General features: G+C 70.6%; 9 protein-coding genes and 2 pseudogenes. 6 read left to right on the top strand and 5 right to left on the bottom strand.

Annotation, left to right across the window (positions count from 1 at the left end):
- Window positions 1–203: 203 nt before the first annotated feature.
- Window positions 204–6,293 carry a MobF family relaxase gene (gene mobF / locus ABD297_RS01435; protein ID WP_344252336.1) on the bottom strand — a complete coding sequence of 2,030 codons (6,090 nt, stop codon included), beginning with the start codon at window positions 6,291–6,293 and terminating at the stop codon, window positions 204–206.
- A gap of 305 nt (window positions 6,294–6,598) precedes the next feature.
- Between mobF and ABD297_RS01430 the strand changes: the two genes are divergently transcribed.
- Window positions 6,599–7,000, top strand: coding sequence for a hypothetical protein (locus ABD297_RS01430; RefSeq protein WP_344252335.1), 402 nt, complete (start codon window positions 6,599–6,601; stop codon window positions 6,998–7,000).
- Between the two features lie 113 nt (window positions 7,001–7,113).
- The gene (locus ABD297_RS01425) at window positions 7,114–8,202 is read left to right on the top strand and encodes a DUF4192 domain-containing protein (RefSeq protein WP_344252334.1); all 1,089 of its coding nucleotides are present in this window, start codon (window positions 7,114–7,116) and stop codon (window positions 8,200–8,202) included.
- Window positions 8,203–8,439: 237 nt separating this feature from the next.
- Here the strand turns inward: ABD297_RS01425 and ABD297_RS01420 are convergent, their stop codons facing one another.
- Window positions 8,440–9,297: a hypothetical protein gene (locus ABD297_RS01420; protein WP_344252332.1), complete on the bottom strand. Its 858-nt coding sequence runs from the start codon at window positions 9,295–9,297 to the stop codon at window positions 8,440–8,442.
- Between the two features lie 239 nt (window positions 9,298–9,536).
- Between ABD297_RS01420 and ABD297_RS01415 the strand changes: the two genes are divergently transcribed.
- The 3 genes from ABD297_RS01415 to ABD297_RS01405 all read left to right on the top strand — a co-directional run bounded on the left by ABD297_RS01415 (window position 9,537) and on the right by ABD297_RS01405 (window position 11,991).
- Window positions 9,537–9,920: a hypothetical protein gene (locus tag ABD297_RS01415; RefSeq protein ID WP_344252331.1), complete on the top strand. Its 384-nt coding sequence runs from the start codon at window positions 9,537–9,539 to the stop codon at window positions 9,918–9,920.
- Window positions 9,917–11,386, top strand: a complete 1,470-nt coding sequence (locus ABD297_RS01410) for a hypothetical protein (RefSeq protein ID WP_344252330.1) — start codon at window positions 9,917–9,919, stop codon at window positions 11,384–11,386. The genes ABD297_RS01415 and ABD297_RS01410 overlap by 4 nt, the downstream gene beginning before the upstream one ends.
- Before the next feature lie 167 nt (window positions 11,387–11,553).
- Window positions 11,554–11,991, top strand: coding sequence for a VOC family protein (locus tag ABD297_RS01405; RefSeq protein WP_344252329.1), 438 nt, complete (start codon window positions 11,554–11,556; stop codon window positions 11,989–11,991).
- Between the two features lie 25 nt (window positions 11,992–12,016).
- On the opposite strand, the pseudogene ABD297_RS01400 reads toward ABD297_RS01405, so the two are convergent.
- A pseudogene (locus tag ABD297_RS01400) lies at window positions 12,017–12,256 on the bottom strand (integrase core domain-containing protein); the annotation flags it as partial.
- On the opposite strand from ABD297_RS01400, the pseudogene ABD297_RS01395 reads away from it, so the two are divergent.
- Window positions 12,230–13,400, top strand: a pseudogene (locus ABD297_RS01395) (ISL3 family transposase); the annotation flags it as partial. The pseudogenes ABD297_RS01400 and ABD297_RS01395 sit on opposite strands and share 27 nt — an antisense overlap.
- Before the next feature lie 82 nt (window positions 13,401–13,482).
- Here the strand turns inward: ABD297_RS01395 and ABD297_RS01390 are convergent.
- Window positions 13,483–14,478 carry an ABC transporter ATP-binding protein gene (locus ABD297_RS01390; RefSeq protein ID WP_344252328.1) on the bottom strand — a complete coding sequence of 332 codons (996 nt, stop codon included), beginning with the start codon at window positions 14,476–14,478 and terminating at the stop codon, window positions 13,483–13,485.
- Window positions 14,475–15,389 carry an ABC transporter ATP-binding protein gene (locus ABD297_RS01385; protein WP_344252470.1) on the bottom strand — a complete coding sequence of 305 codons (915 nt, stop codon included), beginning with the start codon at window positions 15,387–15,389 and terminating at the stop codon, window positions 14,475–14,477. Before ABD297_RS01385 ends, ABD297_RS01390 begins: the two co-directional genes overlap by 4 nt.
- Between the last annotated feature and the right edge of the window lie 2 nt (window positions 15,390–15,391).

Raw genomic sequence — 15,391 nt, 5'->3', positions numbered from 1 at the left:
GCCTGGGTCGACGACGGTCTGGGCGCTTCGGCTTTCGGTACGCCGATGACCCAGTCACTCACATGTGCGTCCGCAGAGATCTGGCATGGCGAGCATCAACGTTTGCGGTCCTCCGGGCCTGGCCGGATTACGGAACGTGCGTCCGGCGATAGCCGCTGGCAGTGGTCATCGCTCCGTCCAGGGTGCTCTCCCGGGTTGTGATCTCAGCGCCGGATGGAGCCTCGTCCAAGCAGCGGTCTGTCGCCGCCGGCCAGCTGCTGCATAGCCGCGCCGGTCCGGTGATGGCTCGCAGTCTCGGGCTCGTTGAACGGCACCTCGTCGAACGCAGGGCCGTCGGGGAGCCGGACCTCGAGGCGGTGGCGGAGCTCTTGCGCCGGCCGGTCCTGCAGCGGCTCGCCGTCGATGAGCTGTCGGCAGAGCGCGGGGACGTCGTGTCCGGCCTGATGCGCGTGGTCGAGCATGCTGGCCAGGGCGGGCCAGTCGCTCTGGGCGGGGAGGCGGGGGTCGAGTTCTCGGGCCAGCTTGAGCCACCGGTCGACCGGCTCGTGGGACGCCCTCGCTTCGAGGCGGCCGCGTACCTCTCGGATGGCGATCAACTGCTGTCGGGCGGCGGTCCGCGGGTTGCGGTTCCAGTCCTCGGCGTGGGCGGCGAGGCAGGCGCGGGCGTTTTGTGGCGGGACCCCGAGCCGCGATGCGATGTGTCGGCTGCCGGCGTCCCATGCGGTGGCGGGTTGGGCGGCGAGGATCTGGGTGGCCTGCTGCAGCGCCGTCTCTTGGGGGAGGTTGGTGAGGCGTTCCTCGATGAGCAGCGCCGCGAGCGGCCGAGCCCGTTGGAGGGTGTCGAGCAGTGCGGGTGGGCCCTCGCGGCTGAAGAGGGCGGCGGGGTCTGACCCGTTGGGGAAGGTGGCTACGGTGGGGGAGAGGCCGTGCGGTGCGAGCATCCAGAAGTCCCGTTCGGCGGCGATCCGGCCGGGCAGGTCCCCGTCGGTGGCCACGACCAGCGGTCGTCCCGTCGCCGCCAGCTGCGCGGTCTGCTGGTGGGTGAGGGAGGTGCCGAGGGTGGCGACGCCGACGTAGGCTCCGCCGCTGGCGAGGGTGACCGCGATGGCGTCCATCGGGCCCTCGACGAGGACGAGGGCCGTGTCGGTGGGCAGGGCCCACGGCGGTATGCCGTGGAGCTGGGCGCCCTTGTGGAACAGGGGTGTGTCGGCGGTGTTGAGGTACTTCGGCACCGCAGGTTGGTCAGCGCCAGACGCTCCAGCAAGTGGCGTGCGGTCGAGGGTGGGGTGGCGGCGTCCGACGAAGCCGAGCACGTCGCCGTCGCGGGTGATCGGGAGCATGACGCGGTCGCGAAACCGGTCGATGACCCGGCCGGTGCGGGCGCGGGCGGCGACACCGGTGGCGAGCATCTCCTCATCGGTGACACCGGCGCGCCGAAGGGCGGTGACGAGGGTGGTCCACCCGGCGGGCGCGTACCCCGGCACGAACCCCGACGGGGCCGCCGCAGCGGGCTGGGTGGGGCGGCCGGTCGCCGATTCGGTTGCGGGGCTGAAGCGTTCGTGCAGGTAGGTGTCGGCCCAGCTGCCGGGCAGCTGGCCGCGGAAGTAGTCCAAGGTGAGCTGGTTGATCTCGAGCATCCGCTCGCGGCTGACGGGGCAGTCATCCCACAGTGCGGCACGGGCGACCATGGCCTCGACGTCGTCGTCGTCGGGCGGCAGAGGTCCCATCGTGTCGCGGACCATGGCGGCGAGCTGCAGCCGCACCTCGACAGCCGCAGCGACCTTGTCGGCCTCGTCGCGATCGACCGGGTCAGTGCCCGGTTCGGTGCTCGGGTCAGGGTTCGGGTCGAGGAGGTCACGCCACTGTTCCGGGGTGGGCACCTCGCTGAGGCGCTCTGTGCCGCAGTCCAGTTCGCGGTCGAACTCGTGGTCGGCGTGGTGGAGGTCGGCGGGGTGGTCGACCCAGGACCGGTCGTCCTCGGGGGGCGGGTCCTCGTCGAGGTCCTCGGCCGGTGGGGGAGGGTCGGTCAGGACGGTGATGCGCCACACCATGGCTTGGCAGTCGTCGAGGTCGTCGGTCAGCTGAGGGTCAGTGTCGTGGCGTGGGTGGGTGTCGAGGAGGTCGTCGAGGGTCCAGCCGCGTTGCAGGGCGTGGTCGATACTGGTCACCAGGGCCGGCCACCAAGGGCTGGCCTGCAGCTCCCCGGCGCGATCCGGACCGTAGGTGTCGGACACGCCTGGTAGCCATGACGTGGTGAGGGCGTCGTCGAAGTGGTCGGCGCGGTGGCCGAGGTCGGCGGCGACGGCCGGTGACACGTGCCGGCTCAGGCGCCACCACAGGGCGGCGGCGGGATGGTCATCGGGGAGCGCCCCGAGGGCCGTGGCACGGCGGAGCAGGCCGCGGGCGTCGAGCCCGGCCCGGGACATCGCGGCGAGCCGTTCGGCCAGGATCGGGGTGAAGTCGTCACGGCGGATTCCGGGTGCCACGGCGTGCAGGAGCTCTTGCCATTCCTGCAGGGCGGGGGCGTGGGTGCCGTGCAGCGCTGTGGTGAGTCGGCGCTGCCACAGGGCGGCCGCCTTCTGCAGCTGTGGTGGCCCGGTGGGTCGCCGGTCACTGTCGGGGACTTGGGTCGCGGCCCGCCAGACTTGCACGTCGGCGAGGACACCGGGGTCACGGCGTCCGGGGGTGTAGGTGACCCACGCGGGCGTGTGGGTTGCGGCAGCGGCCCTCACCTGGTCGGCGAGGGTGCTGACGAGTTCGGCTCTGCGGGTGAGGTACTCCCCCCAGCTCGGGTGCTGCTCCAGGGCAGGGGGGATGCCGGGGAGCCAGGGGAGTGGCCCAGTGGCGGCATCGCCGCGACCTGCGTTTCGTACGTCAGTGGTTTCCAGGATGTGGTCGTCGAGGCGCCAGTCGATGACTGCTGCGGGGTCGGCGGCGGTGTCGAGCTCCCGGCTGCCGGCGGCGGCGCGGAGCGCGGCGGTGGGGTCGCGGTCGTGGGCGGCGAGCAGGATGAGGTGCGCGCGGAGGGTGGGCCAGGCGGGCGCCTCGGCCAGTCCGGGCACGGCTTGTTCGGCGTCGCGTTCGAGGCGGCGGGCGGTGTCGGGGCCGAGGTGGTCTTCGGCGGCGACGTGTAGGGCGTCGGTGTAGCGGGCGGTGGCCTGCCCGAGCAGCCGGGTGGGGTCGGCGGCGTCGCGGAGCTGGGTGGTCGCCGAGACGTGGGAGTGGTCCCGGGCAAGGATGGCTTCGAGGATGTCGGTGGCGCTCGGTGGGGTGAGGGTGTCGGGGTGGATCGCGGTGTGCGGGTCGCCGTCGCCCACGACCTGGACGTAGACGTGGTTGGCGATCCGGCCGCGGGTGAGCATCGTGTAGAGCTGCTGGCGTGACTCCTGCCCGCTGGCGAGGCCGTGCATGGTGTCCGCGGAGACGCCTTGGGCGGCGTGGACGGTGGTGGCGTAGCCCAGCTCTGTGTATGCGGCGACGTAGCCGGCGGGAAGGGTGATGGTGTGCCGGTGGCGGGTGTGTTGGACCCGTAACCCGCCGTCGTCGCCGACCGCCAGGACGGTCCAGCGGTCGCCGTTCTTGACCCAGTCCGTCGCGGTCAACCGGAGCCGGCGGTCGTTGGAGCGGGTGATCACGAGGTCCCCAACCGAGGCGGTGTTCCCGTCCGCCAGAGTGACCTCTGCCTTTGGGTCAGCGCAGGGCTGCTGACGGTCGAGGCGGTGGGTGCGGGCGCGCTGGTTGAGCTGGGCGACGAGCTCGCGGGTGGGGGCGAGCATGATGGCGTCCAGGCCGCGGTCGGCGTCGGCGCGCCAGGCGGTGAAGACGTCCTCGGTGGTGGTGGCGGGGTCGCCGACGTGGACGCGGTGCTGGTCGAGGTAGAACCCGAGCGCCTCGGGTGTCCCGTCGCGCAGGGCGAGGGTGGCGGCGGCTTCGGCGGGGTCGGTGAAGCGCATCAGCTCCGTCAGGCGCAGCGCACCATGGGTGTTTTGCAGGTCGCGCAGGACGCCGCCGGCGCCGATCGCGGCGAGCTGCTGGTCGTCCCCGATGAGGCGGACGGACCCGCCACGCTCAAGGACGAACTGGACGGCGGTGTCGAGGGTGAGCGTGTCGGCCATGCCGGCCTCATCGACGAGGACGAGGCTTCGTGGGCCGATGCGGGCGGCCCAGTCGGGCAGGTCGCCGTGGGCGATGGACCAGGTGAGCTTTGCGAGGGTGTCCGTGACCGCCGACGCTTGGCTGGTCGTCCCGTTGTTGCCGAGGTTGCGAATCGCGTCGGACGTAGCAGTGTGGGCGGGTGTGGGGGTGCTGATCTGGTCGCGGAGGACGGCGGCTGCGGCCGCCGAGGGGGCGAGGCCGATGACGTGGCCGCCGCCGTTGGCCCAGGCGGTGGCCAGCGTGCGGAGGGCGGTCGTCTTGCCGGCCCCGGCGGGGGCGATCGCCAGCTGCAGGCGGGCCCCGGAGGTCGCCATGCCGCGAACCAGGGCGGTCTGTCCGGCGTTGAGGGTGGACCCGTTCGCGGCCGACTCGAGCAGCGCCAGGTCGACGGCTGGGGTGTCGACGGTGGCGCCGTCGTGCCGGGCGGCCGCGGCCAGCAGTCGCTGCTCGGCGGTGAGGACCGCGGCGGAGGTGAACAGCTCCGCGCCGTGGACCGTGTAGACGCTGGAGTCGTCCCGGCGCCGCAGCTGCGCCGGCTCAGCGATGCCGTCGCCTTGGTCGGTGAGGTGCACCGAGCGACCGTCAAGGACCTCCTCGACGAGCAGCCCCGCCACCGCGTCGACATCCCCCGCAGCGACCTCGACAGAGTCGGCGCTGCGGACGCGGCGCTGCGCTTCGGCCCGGACGTGCCACACCTGCCACGTACTTCGGCTCGCCTCCAACGTGGCGACGATCGAGGCGGCCGTCGCGTCGATCCAGGCGGTGTCGACCCGCCGCCCAGCCACCCCTCTGGGCGCCTCACCAACGGCCCGCCCAGTGGCACGTCCTGAGGCTGTCGGGGCGGCGGCTGCGCGGAGCATGGCGTCGATCGCGTGCTCGTCGCCGAGTACCTCCACGGCTTGGCGCCGCCACGTGATCCGCTGCTCGGCCAAGGTCCGCGGGGCCTTCTTCGCCTCTCTCGTTTCCAGGGTGGCCTGCTGCGCGAGCTGGATCGACTCCACCGCTGTCGGGGGCCGGCCATGGGCGTACTGGAAGGCTTGCGCAAGCTCGCCGCGGCGGGACACGACGGCTGCCCGGCGGGCCGACCAGCGCTCGCTCAAGCCGGCGTCGACCCCGGCCACCTCACGCACCGGACGCTTCCCTGCATCAGACCCCCCGCGCTCGGTGAAGCGGAGGCCGAGGTCGGCGTGGAGGTGTTTCTCCAGGGCGGTGTTGTAGGTCTCGGAGGCGGACACGTTGGCCTTGAACAGCACGCGCCCGTCGATGCTGAGCCAGCGCCCCTCGAGGGTCTGGACCTTGTTCGCGACGGCGACGTGGGTGTGCAGGTCGGGATCACCGGCGCGGGAGTCACGGTGCGTGAAGCTGGTCGCCACCAGCCCGCGGACGTCGACCTGACGGACCCCGTTGGTGCCGGTCCGGGTGAACAGAGCGTGCTCCTCAAGGAACCTCAACGCGTCCCCGACGGCCGCCAGGTGGGCGCGTTCGATGGCGGCGGCGGTCGCCGGATCCGCTACCGCCCACAAGGCGCTCACGCTCTTGACCGGGGAGAAGGTCAGGTCGTACCCGGCGACAGCGGTCGTCCGTGGGCGGGAGTGTCTCGCGATCGTGGCGGCGATCTCCCGGACGCCGTCCGACCCACTCGCCGGGTCGCGGCCGTGCTCGGTACGGAAGAACTCGGTCGCCACCTCGGACCGGATCCGCGCCCGCTCCGCCAACGGAACCACGGCGTCCGAGCCGTCACCAAGGGCGGATGCCAGTTCGCCTATCCGGCGGGCGACCTCGACCCGGAACGCGCTGACGTCAGTCGAGTACACCTTGTACGGCAGCCCGAGCCGGGTCACCGCCTGGTAGTCACCGGCGGTCAGGTCCGGGCCGGCGAGCCGGTCCAGTCGCTGCTGCGCGAGGGGGTGGTGGCCGGAGCCGAAGAGGGCCTGCATCTGCTCCGCGGTGACGACATCCCCGGCCTCGAGGCCGTCGATGCCGGCCATCCCGGAGCCGACCCACACCCCTGGCGTCTCGCCTCTTTGCGCGTAGTAGCTGGCCAGGCCGGTGTGGCCCTTGTCGGTGGCGTCCTGCGCCGCGACCTGACGGGTCAGGTAGTCGTACCCGCTGCCGGCCGTGAGCTTGTGGATGGACATCGTCACACCGACCAAAGCCCACCCCGGGCGCACTGGCGGTCAGGTGGTTGAAACGGAAACAACCGGAAATGCATGAGGTGTGTGTGACATGAGCGGTTGCGGTTTCGCTGGGGGTACGCGCCTCGGCACGGCGGCGTCGATCACATCAGGGATCCGGGACTTGGTTTGTGGCGGTTGAGCCGACGGCACCTCGGCGTCTCTGGTGACGACATCCGATGGAGGGACTGATCCCTGGGAGTGATCGCTGGGGAGCGTTCTCGCGGCTTCCGTCGGTGACAGGAGCCGTGCGTTAGAGGGGGCCGATCATGAGTGAAACCACCGGGCGAGAAGAGCGGCCGTCGGTGCGTCAGGCGGCGCGCCGCGCCGCGCTCGACGCGCAGGCGAAGCTGCGCGTCGAGCGGCAGGAGCGGGACAAGCGGCTGGCTGCCCTCGCCCTGGACGTGCTTTTCGCCCTGGGCGAGCGGGACGCTGCCGTCATCAAGCTAGAGCAGCGCGCGGGTGCAGCGCTGCGGCAGCTGTTCGACGATGAGCACCTCACGCCGGCCGAGGTGACGCAGTGGTGCGGCCCCAGCCTGACCCGGCAGGAGATCGCGAGGCTCCGCCGGCTCGGCGGCGACCAGCAGCGTACTGACCGGAACCTTGCGCGGAAGCGGGTGGGCGACCCAGCGCCAAAGAGTTCCTCAGGTCTGGACCGCCCGGACCCGTGACCCGCATCCGTGACCCAGAGGTGATGCCGCAGCAGCCGAGTCCGCGGTGATCGCCGACGGCGACCACGCGGCTTTGGGAGGTGACCGTGCCGTCCGACGCGAAGGAGAGCATCGTGAGTCAGGAGAACCTCGTACTGCACAACATGAGCGAGGTGGTTGCCGCGGTCCCACACTTCCTGGGAGTGCACCCGCAGGACTCCCTCGTGGTCGTCCCCGAGGTGACCGGCGGCGCCCCGGTCGCGAGAGTGAACCTGCCCCGCGGCGTCACGCAGACGGTGGCGGTCGGTGAGGGGCTGGCCCGGGCGTATGCCGGCGCGGGCGTCGGTGTCGTGCTGCTCGCGTACACCGACCAGCCTGAGCTGGCAGGCGCGGTGTGCGACGCCGTCCGGGAGCGCCTCGAGCCGGCGATCCCGGTGATCGGTGCGGTGGCGGTCGACCGCGACGTCTGGGTGCGTCTGGACGGTCCGCACAGCGGCCAGGTGACCCAGAGCGACCGGGACCTGATGACGGCGGAGTCCCTCCTGCTGGAGCGACCGACGCCGTTCGCGACCCCGGGGCAGCTGCGGCAGGCGTACGCCCCCGGCCGCCCGGTCCCGGACCAGCTCATGGTTCTCACCGCCGAGCGTGCCGCAGCTGCTGCAGGCGGCGGACGCGTAGGCGAGGTCGAGCGGGAGTGGATCACCACCACGCTGGACAGTGCGGCGGCCGGCCACACCGTCCTGCCGGACGCTGATGCGGCACGTCTGATCGCCGACGTGCAGCACACCCCGCTTCGGGATCATGCCTGGGCGTCGATGGAACGCTCGACGGCACCCCGCCACGCCGAGCTGTGGCGCGACCTGCTGACGCGGTGCCCCGAAAGCCTCGTGGACCCGACGTCACCCGAGTCCACCATGGCACCCGTAGCGCCGGTGGCGTCGTTGACCGCGTTCGCGCACTGGCTCGACGGCGACGCCGTCAAGGCACGCGTCGCCCTGGACCGGGTTCCGGCGGGGACCGCGTACCAGATGGCGCGCCTCATCGACGTGGCCTTGGAGCTGGGGATGGATCCGCGGACCTGGACCGTCGCGGACGACGTGGACGAGGTGGACGGACCCCACCACGACCCGTCCGCATCGCCCAAGTCCGTGGGGCTGAGCCGCGCGATCCACGAGCCGCCGAAGGCCCCACCCGGCCCCGGCCCTGCTGGACCACCCCGGTGAGACGCGGAGAGCTGGTCGCCAGCCAGCCGGTGGCACCGGACGCCCCCGGGCGCCGCGGCGAGGCCGGTGCGCCGGGCATAAGGCATCGACTCGTGATGAACCCGATCCCAGCCCCCGAGGGCCCACCCTCCACGTGGGGTGTCACTGACGACGATCACCGTTGCCCCGTGCGGTCGGGCGTGAGGGCCAATGGCGTGGTGTGCCGGACCGCGTGGTCGGCGTCGCTCGAGTCGTAGGTCAGCGTCGCGTCGACCTGACCGGTGGGCTCGACGGCTGCAGGGAGGCGTGAGCGAGCTCGAGAGCGTGGACCCGTTCGAAAGTGGCGGCCGAGCGTGACTGCCGCAGCAGGAAATCAGCCAACGACGGCGCCAGACGGGTGCGAGCGACCTGTTCGTCCCCCATGGCCTGCAGCCCCGCGGCCGACGCTTTCTCCCAGCGGGGCACGAGGTAGCTCAGCCCGACGACAGCAGCACTTAACGCGCCCGCCACGACAGCCTCGGGCTGGCCGGCGGTGACGCCTTGGCCGAGGGCGATCAGGCCCAGGACGAAGCGTGCCCGCCACATCAGGGCCATCAGCGGTAGACGGCCGCCGGCGGCGCCAACGGCGCGGGCGAGGCCGCGCAGGAACCGCCACGGGATGGTCCACAGCTGCACCGCCAGGTCGGACCGGAGCGCGCCGACCCGGACGAGGCCCGCGGCGTGGGCGATCACGGCGGCCGCTTGATCTGGCGGGAGCCGGCTCAGACGGACCTGCGACAGGAGCTCCGCGGAGACGAGAACGGAGCGGCGGCCGGCTCCTGCCGCGGACACCGTCCGCACTCCGGGCCAGAGGTACAGGCGAACCGACGGCGGACCGAGGTCGCGCTGGCAGAGCTGCACGGTCGTCTTGGCAAGCGCAGCGGCCTCGGCTGGCGTCAACGCCCGGGCACCGAACAGCCCACGTACCGCAGCGGGTTCGCCGGCGCCGGCCAGCAGGACAACCGCCGGAGACAAGGCACTGAGGAAGACGAGCCAACCGAGGGGGCCTGGTAGCGACGCGGCCAGCGCCGCCGTCACAACGGTGCTGACGGCAATGCCCGGCGTCTGCGCCAGCACCCTGGTCAGCGGTACTCCCATCACACCCACCCCCAAGCTGTGCGACAACGACGCCCAGACGCGTCGTGCTCCGGCTGATCGTCAGCGGGCGGCTGCCCGGCTTTTGTCCGTAGGACCAGTGTCCGACCACGCACCGACACCCCTGGGAGTTATCCACAGGCCCGCACCGGGCCGGCCCGCCGCGGCCGCTGTCTGCGTGGATGAAGACGCAATCAGATCCGACGAAGAGGGGACGCGGCATGACGTCGAAGGCGGAGAGGACGATGACGGGCGCAGACGGCCTGGCGGTGATCAGCGGGGTGATCCTGCTCCTGGAGGCCGCAGCCGACCGCTGCCTGAACATCCTGGCTGCCGGCCCGGCGCCCGGGCTCGAGGAGTCCTTCGCCCTGTCCGATCTCGGCTTGGCCGCCCGGCTCGCCGCCAGCCAAGCCCGCCGACTGCTGCCCGTCGACATCGAGCTCGACGACGTCCAGACCGCCGAGTCGAGCCAGCGCCGAGACGATCCGATCGAACTGGTGCGCGCGGCGGAAGCCCTGACTCGCACGGTCCCGATCGAGGCGCTGCCAGTAGGCAGCAGCCGCGTCGTCGTCGCGCTCTGCGACCTCCTTCGAGACCACGGATGATGCCCGCCCTCGAGGGCCGCAGCGTAGGAGAGCTGCTGCTGGACTGCGACCTCATCGTGCGCGAGGTGCTGATGGACACCCCGCTGATGGACGGCCGGGTCATGGTCCGGACCTGGGGCGAGGTCGTCGAAGCCGCCGCCGACCTGTGGCGCGCGTTCCCAGAATCGTCACCAAGCGCAGGCCAATCCGAGCGCAGGGATGCTGGCCAGGTCCTGATGGAGCAGCTCCAGACGATGAACGCCGACCTGATGAAGGCCGGCCGGAGGCGCCAATGGCCCGGGCCCGGCCCGGCGGACGATCGGCTGCTCACGGTGTGCGAGAACCTCACGACGGCTGCGGAGCTTCTGCTGCGTCGCCGCACCGACGTCCGGCCGATGCGGCCCAAGGTCGCGGCGGATCTCGAGGCGGCCAAAGCCAGGATGATGCACGTCCTCTATGTGGGCGCCCACGGCGTGCAGGTCGCCCTGAACCGTGACCTGCGCGACCTCGCCGTCCTGCCCGCGGCCAAGCGCTCTGCCCTGCCGGCCGAGTCGCTCAAGCGCACCGTGGAGGCGCGCGACCGGATGGCGGCCTTCGAGCAGCTGGCTGGCTCCTACGTCTCCGGCACCTTCCCCGCAGCGCTGCACGGCGAACACAAGCCGCTCCCGGAGCTGGATCGGCTGCGGGAGGCGCTGGCCAGCTGGGACATCCAGGCCCACCGCGCCCTGGCCGGCGCCCCCACGGCCGCGACGATGACGCTCATCGCGCAGACGCAGGCGCACACCGCTTTCGCCAGCCAGACGCTGCTGCGCGCCGGCGCCGAGACCGATTCCATCGATCCCAGCGAGTACCGCACCCGCCTCGCGCCCGCGCTCGAGTCCGCCCAAGCGAGCTGGGTCGGGCTCGCGACGACGTGGGCGCAGCTCGCACCTCAGCGCGGACGCCGGCTGGACCCTGACCTGGTCATCGCAGCCAACGAGATCCGCGCCGCGATGCTGGAGATCATTCACGAGCGCACCGGGGTGGCGAGCGTTGAAACCCTCGCCGCGACAGTGGATCTGAAACAGGTGTCTCAGACGCTGCAGCTGGGGCTCGCGACCTCCACGGACCTCGCGTACGCCCTCCGGGAGGCGACAGCGGACCTGCACCTGCTCGCCTCGCCCCGCGGTGTCAACGCCATGGCGATGGCGCTCGAGGCGCACGGCCTTTACGGCAACGTCTCCACCGAGGCGTGGGTGCGGCCCGTCGACCACGCCCAGGACCGCCCCGTCGCGCTCCCCGACATCGTCCGGGGTTCACTGACGCGCGCGGCCGATCAGGTCACCCTCGCAGTCACGAAAGCGGCCGGAGCCGCCGCCTCCATCAGCGCCCCCGACCGCGTACTGGCGGCGAGAACCTCGGCCAGGCAATCCGATTCGTCAGCGGGTCGCGATCGCCAGCCTGTTGCCCTCCAGGCAGGACCACCAAGCAGCCCACGCTCTTACTAATGGCTATCAACGCGACGCCCTCGTGGTCACCTTCATTTTCGAACTAGGGGAGCCGAAAGGACGCGCACTTTGCACGACGCTTCAGATGGGCGCCGTGCCCTGCCGGGCAGGCCGAACAGGCCCCAGCTGACCTGAGCGAATCGCGCTGACTCGGTAGCGTGCCACCTATGCCCATCAAACTCGAGAACGTCGGGATCGCCGTCCGCGACCTCGAAGCGGCGATCGCCTTCTTCACCGACCTGGGCCTTACCGTCCTCGGCCGTGACACGGTCAGCGGGGAATGGACCGACACCGCAGTCGGCCTCGACGGCAACCACGCCAAGATCGCCATGCTTCATACACCTGACGGCAACGGTCGCCTCGAGCTCTTCGAGTACATCCACCCCGACGCGATTGAGACGGAGCCCACCCGGCCCAACGAGATCGGCATGCACCGCGTGGCCTTCTCGGTCGACGACATCGACGACGCCCTCACGATCGCCGCGAGGCACGGCTGCCATCCGTTGCGCGGCGTGGCGACCTACGGGGATGTCTACAAGCTCACCTACGTCCGCGGCCCCAGCGGCATCATCGTCATGCTCGCCGAGGAACTGAACAAGAGCTGACCTAGGGACGATCGGTTCATCCGCGTGAGGGACGACTTCGGGTGTTGTAGCGAACAACCCATCGGAAGATCACGCGACCGCATGACGCGGCGTCGGTGAAGGTCGCGGCGCCGTTGAGGGTCTCGCGTTTCACGGTGGCGTTGAACGCCTCGGCGAGGGCGTTGTCGGCGCTTGTGCCTACGGCACCAAGGGACTGGATGACCCCGAGCTGGCCGCAGAGCCGGGCGTAGTCCTTGGAGGTGTAGACCGAGCCGCTGTCGGCGTTGTTGAGGTGGAGCTGATCGACGCGCCGTGCTTCGGCCGGCCGGTGCAGCTGGTGTGGGTGAAGCGGACCTGGGCCTGCCCCGGGTCAATTCCGAGCCGGCCTGCCCGGTCGGGGTGTTCACCGAGCAGGACGAGCAGGTTGCCCGGCCGCGCGGGTTGTTGACGGTGCGAGCCTGCTGGTGGGCGGTGCGCCAGCTGCGTCGGGAGCACGCCTCGGTGCTGGGGCTGGCCCGGCAGCTGGGCACGTCGTGGAAGACGGTGTGGCGCTCGGCGAAGCCGCTGCTGCAGGTGATGGACGTCGACCCGGCCCGGTTCGAGGGCGTGCAGGTCCTTGGCGTCGATGAGCACATCTGGCACCACGTCAGCCCGCTCAAGCGCGGCCCGAAGGAGCTGACCGGCATGGTGAACCTGACCGGTGACCGGGACGGCACGACGCGGGCACGGTTGTTGGACTTGGTCCCTGGCCGGTCAGGGGCGGTGTACGCCGGCTGGCTGAACGAGCGCGATGCGGCGTTCCGGGCCGGTGTGCAGATCGCGACGCTGGACCCGTTCCAGGGGTACAAGAACGCGGTCGACGACCAGCTCGAGGACGCGGTCGCAGTCGTTGATACTTTCCACGTCGTGAAGCTGGGCGGGCACGCGGTCGATGAGGTCCGGCGCCGGGTGCAGCAGGAGACCCTGGGTCACCGCGGCCACGCCCGCGACCCGCTGTACGGCATCCGGATGATCTTGCGGTGCGGTCGTGAACGTCTCACCGAGCGACAGGAGGCTCGGCTCGAGGCTGCGGTTGGCGCCGACGAGCGCCACGACGAGGTGTTCGTCGCGTGGCAGGCCGGACAGCAGCTGCGCTCCGCGTTCCACCAGAAGGACCTCGCGCAGGGCCGCCGGACGCCGAGCACGTCCTCGCCTCGTTCCCCTCGTGCCCGATCCCGGAGATCGCCCGCCTCGGCAGGACCCTGAAGCAGTGGCGCGAGCCGTTCCTGGCGTACTTCACCACCGGCCGCGCCAACAACGGCGGCACCGAGGCCGTGAACGGCTTGATCGAGCTCCACCGCAGGGTCGCCCGAGGCTTCCGCAACCGTGAGAACTACCGCCTCCGGATGCTCCTCATCGGTGGCACCTTCGCCCACCCCCGGCTGGCATGAGCTCCCACCTCAGGTCCCAAGAGCCCCATTATATCTACTCTGCGAGGGCGCCCGTGGGACGCTCTCGTTAGCTAGGCCGACGTCACCGCGCAGACCCGATCATGGAGTCCACTGCTTCCCCGGCGAAGAGGCACGCGGCTTGATGCTCGTCCTCGACGTGTACTAGAGGAGGATCCAGCTTGGCGCATTGGTCCTGGGCGACCGGACACCGCGTGTGGAACCTGCAACCGGTGGGAGGATTGTGGGCGCTGGGGATGTCGCCCCGAAGCACGATCCGTCGACGTGTGCGCTCGGCGACGGGGTCTGGCACAGGCACCGCCGATAGCAGAGCTGCGGTGTAGGGGTGCGCCGGCCGAGCATAGATTTGGCCGGGGGTCCCTGTCTCGACGATGCGTCCGAGGTACATCACCGCCACGCGATCGCTCATGTGCTCGACAGCCGCGAGGTCGTGCGCAACGAAGAGATACGTCAATCCGAGTTCACGCTGCAACCGCCGCAGCAGATTCATGATCTGTGCCTGCACCGATAGGTCCAAGGAAGCGATGGGCTCATCCAGGACCACGAGGTCAGGCTCTCCGGCGAGTGCCCGAGCTATGCCGACTCGCTGGCGCTGACCGCCCGACAGTTCATGGGGATGCCGTCCAGCGAGCTCCTGCGGCAAGCCCACCAGTTCCAGCAACTCCGCTACGCGTCGATGGCGCGCTTCTTGATTGGCGACGATTCGGTGCACCGCCAGGGGCTCTGCGATGCTGGCGCCGACGGTCAGTCGCGAGTCGAGCGAGGCCGCCGGATCTTGGAAGACCATGGCCACCCGACGCCGGAAGGGCCTCAGCTGTCGTCGGCTCAGCGCCGTGATGTCCTCTCCGTTGACTCGGATTCGACCGCTTGTGGGCTTTACCAGTCGCATGAGGGCGAGCGCGGTCGTCGACTTACCCGAGCCGGACTCACCCACGAGGCCCAAGGTCTCCCCTCGCCGGAGGTGCAAGGAAACCCCGTCTACTGCGCGGACGTGTCCGCCTTCAGGGACCGGGAACCAAACTTTCAGGTCTTCGATTTCCGCGACCAGGTCATCCGTCATGGTTGTCTTCCTGCTTGGCGGTCGGGGTAGAACGTCCGGACCGCGTGGCCGTTCGCGATCTCCACCAGTTCCGGCAGTTCGTGTTCGCATCGTGAGTCACCTCGGACAGGGCAGCGGTCCCAAAAGGCACATCCTGAGGGCAGGTGGAAGGGGCTAGGCGGAGAGCCGGGGATGGCCGGCAAGTCCCGACCGCCGAGGTCCGGCCGCGGCCTCGACTCCAGCAGCGCCTGTGTGTACGGGTGCGACGGGTGGGCGAAGAGACGGTCTACCGGGGCGGTCTCAACGATGCGGCCGCCGTACATGACCGCGACCCGATCTGCGATTCCGGCCACGACGCCGAGGTCGTGGGTGATCCAAACAACCGCGGTGCCGAGACGATGCTGCAGGTCAGCGACGAGCTCAACGATCTGAGCCTGTGTAGTGACGTCCAGTGCCGTGGTGGGTTCGTCTGCGATAAGGATGTCAGGTTCGCAGGCCAGGGCCATCGCAATGACGACGCGTTGACGCATGCCTCCCGAGAACTGATGCGGGTAGGCGTGGGCCCGCTCACGCGGGGACGAGATGCCGACGAGCTCGAGGAGTTCGACCGCCCGGACAGCGGCCTGCCGGCGGGACATGCCCAAGTGCTCTTCACAGGCCTCGGTGACTTGTTTTCCGACTGGTAGGACCGGATTCAGCGAGGTCATCGGGTCTTGGTAGACGAAACCTACGTGTTGGCCGCGCAGGCGGCGTCGGTCGCTTTCCGGCAGAGCTACGAGATCGTTCCCGAGGAGCGTGGCGCGACCAGATACTCGGGCTACGGGCGGGGTCAGCCCCGTCGCTGCAAGGACGGTCATGCTCTTCCCACTGCCAGACTCGCCGACTACGGCAAGCGTTTCACCTCTGCTGACCGACCAGGAGACCCCCGCCACGG

The organism is Terrabacter carboxydivorans, assembly GCF_039532035.1.
Classification (GTDB): Bacteria; Actinomycetota; Actinomycetes; order Actinomycetales; family Dermatophilaceae; genus Terrabacter; species Terrabacter carboxydivorans.
The sequence above is the reverse complement of the archived record's forward strand: the minus strand, read 5'-3'. Positions and strand labels throughout refer to the sequence as shown.

What these genes read in the sequence shown, in the direction of transcription:
- mobF (WP_344252336.1), bottom strand. Translation starts at nt 6,293, where the DNA reads ATGTCCATCCACAAGCTCACGGCCGGCAGCGGGTACGACTACCTGACC.
- ABD297_RS01410 (WP_344252330.1), top strand. Translation starts at nt 9,917, where the DNA reads ATGATGCCCGCCCTCGAGGGCCGCAGCGTAGGAGAGCTGCTGCTGGAC.
- ABD297_RS01430 (WP_344252335.1), top strand. Translation starts at nt 6,599, where the DNA reads ATGAGTGAAACCACCGGGCGAGAAGAGCGGCCGTCGGTGCGTCAGGCG.
- ABD297_RS01405 (WP_344252329.1), top strand. Translation starts at nt 11,554, where the DNA reads ATGCCCATCAAACTCGAGAACGTCGGGATCGCCGTCCGCGACCTCGAA.
- ABD297_RS01415 (WP_344252331.1), top strand. Translation starts at nt 9,537, where the DNA reads ATGACGTCGAAGGCGGAGAGGACGATGACGGGCGCAGACGGCCTGGCG.
- ABD297_RS01390 (WP_344252328.1), bottom strand. Translation starts at nt 14,478, where the DNA reads ATGACGGATGACCTGGTCGCGGAAATCGAAGACCTGAAAGTTTGGTTC.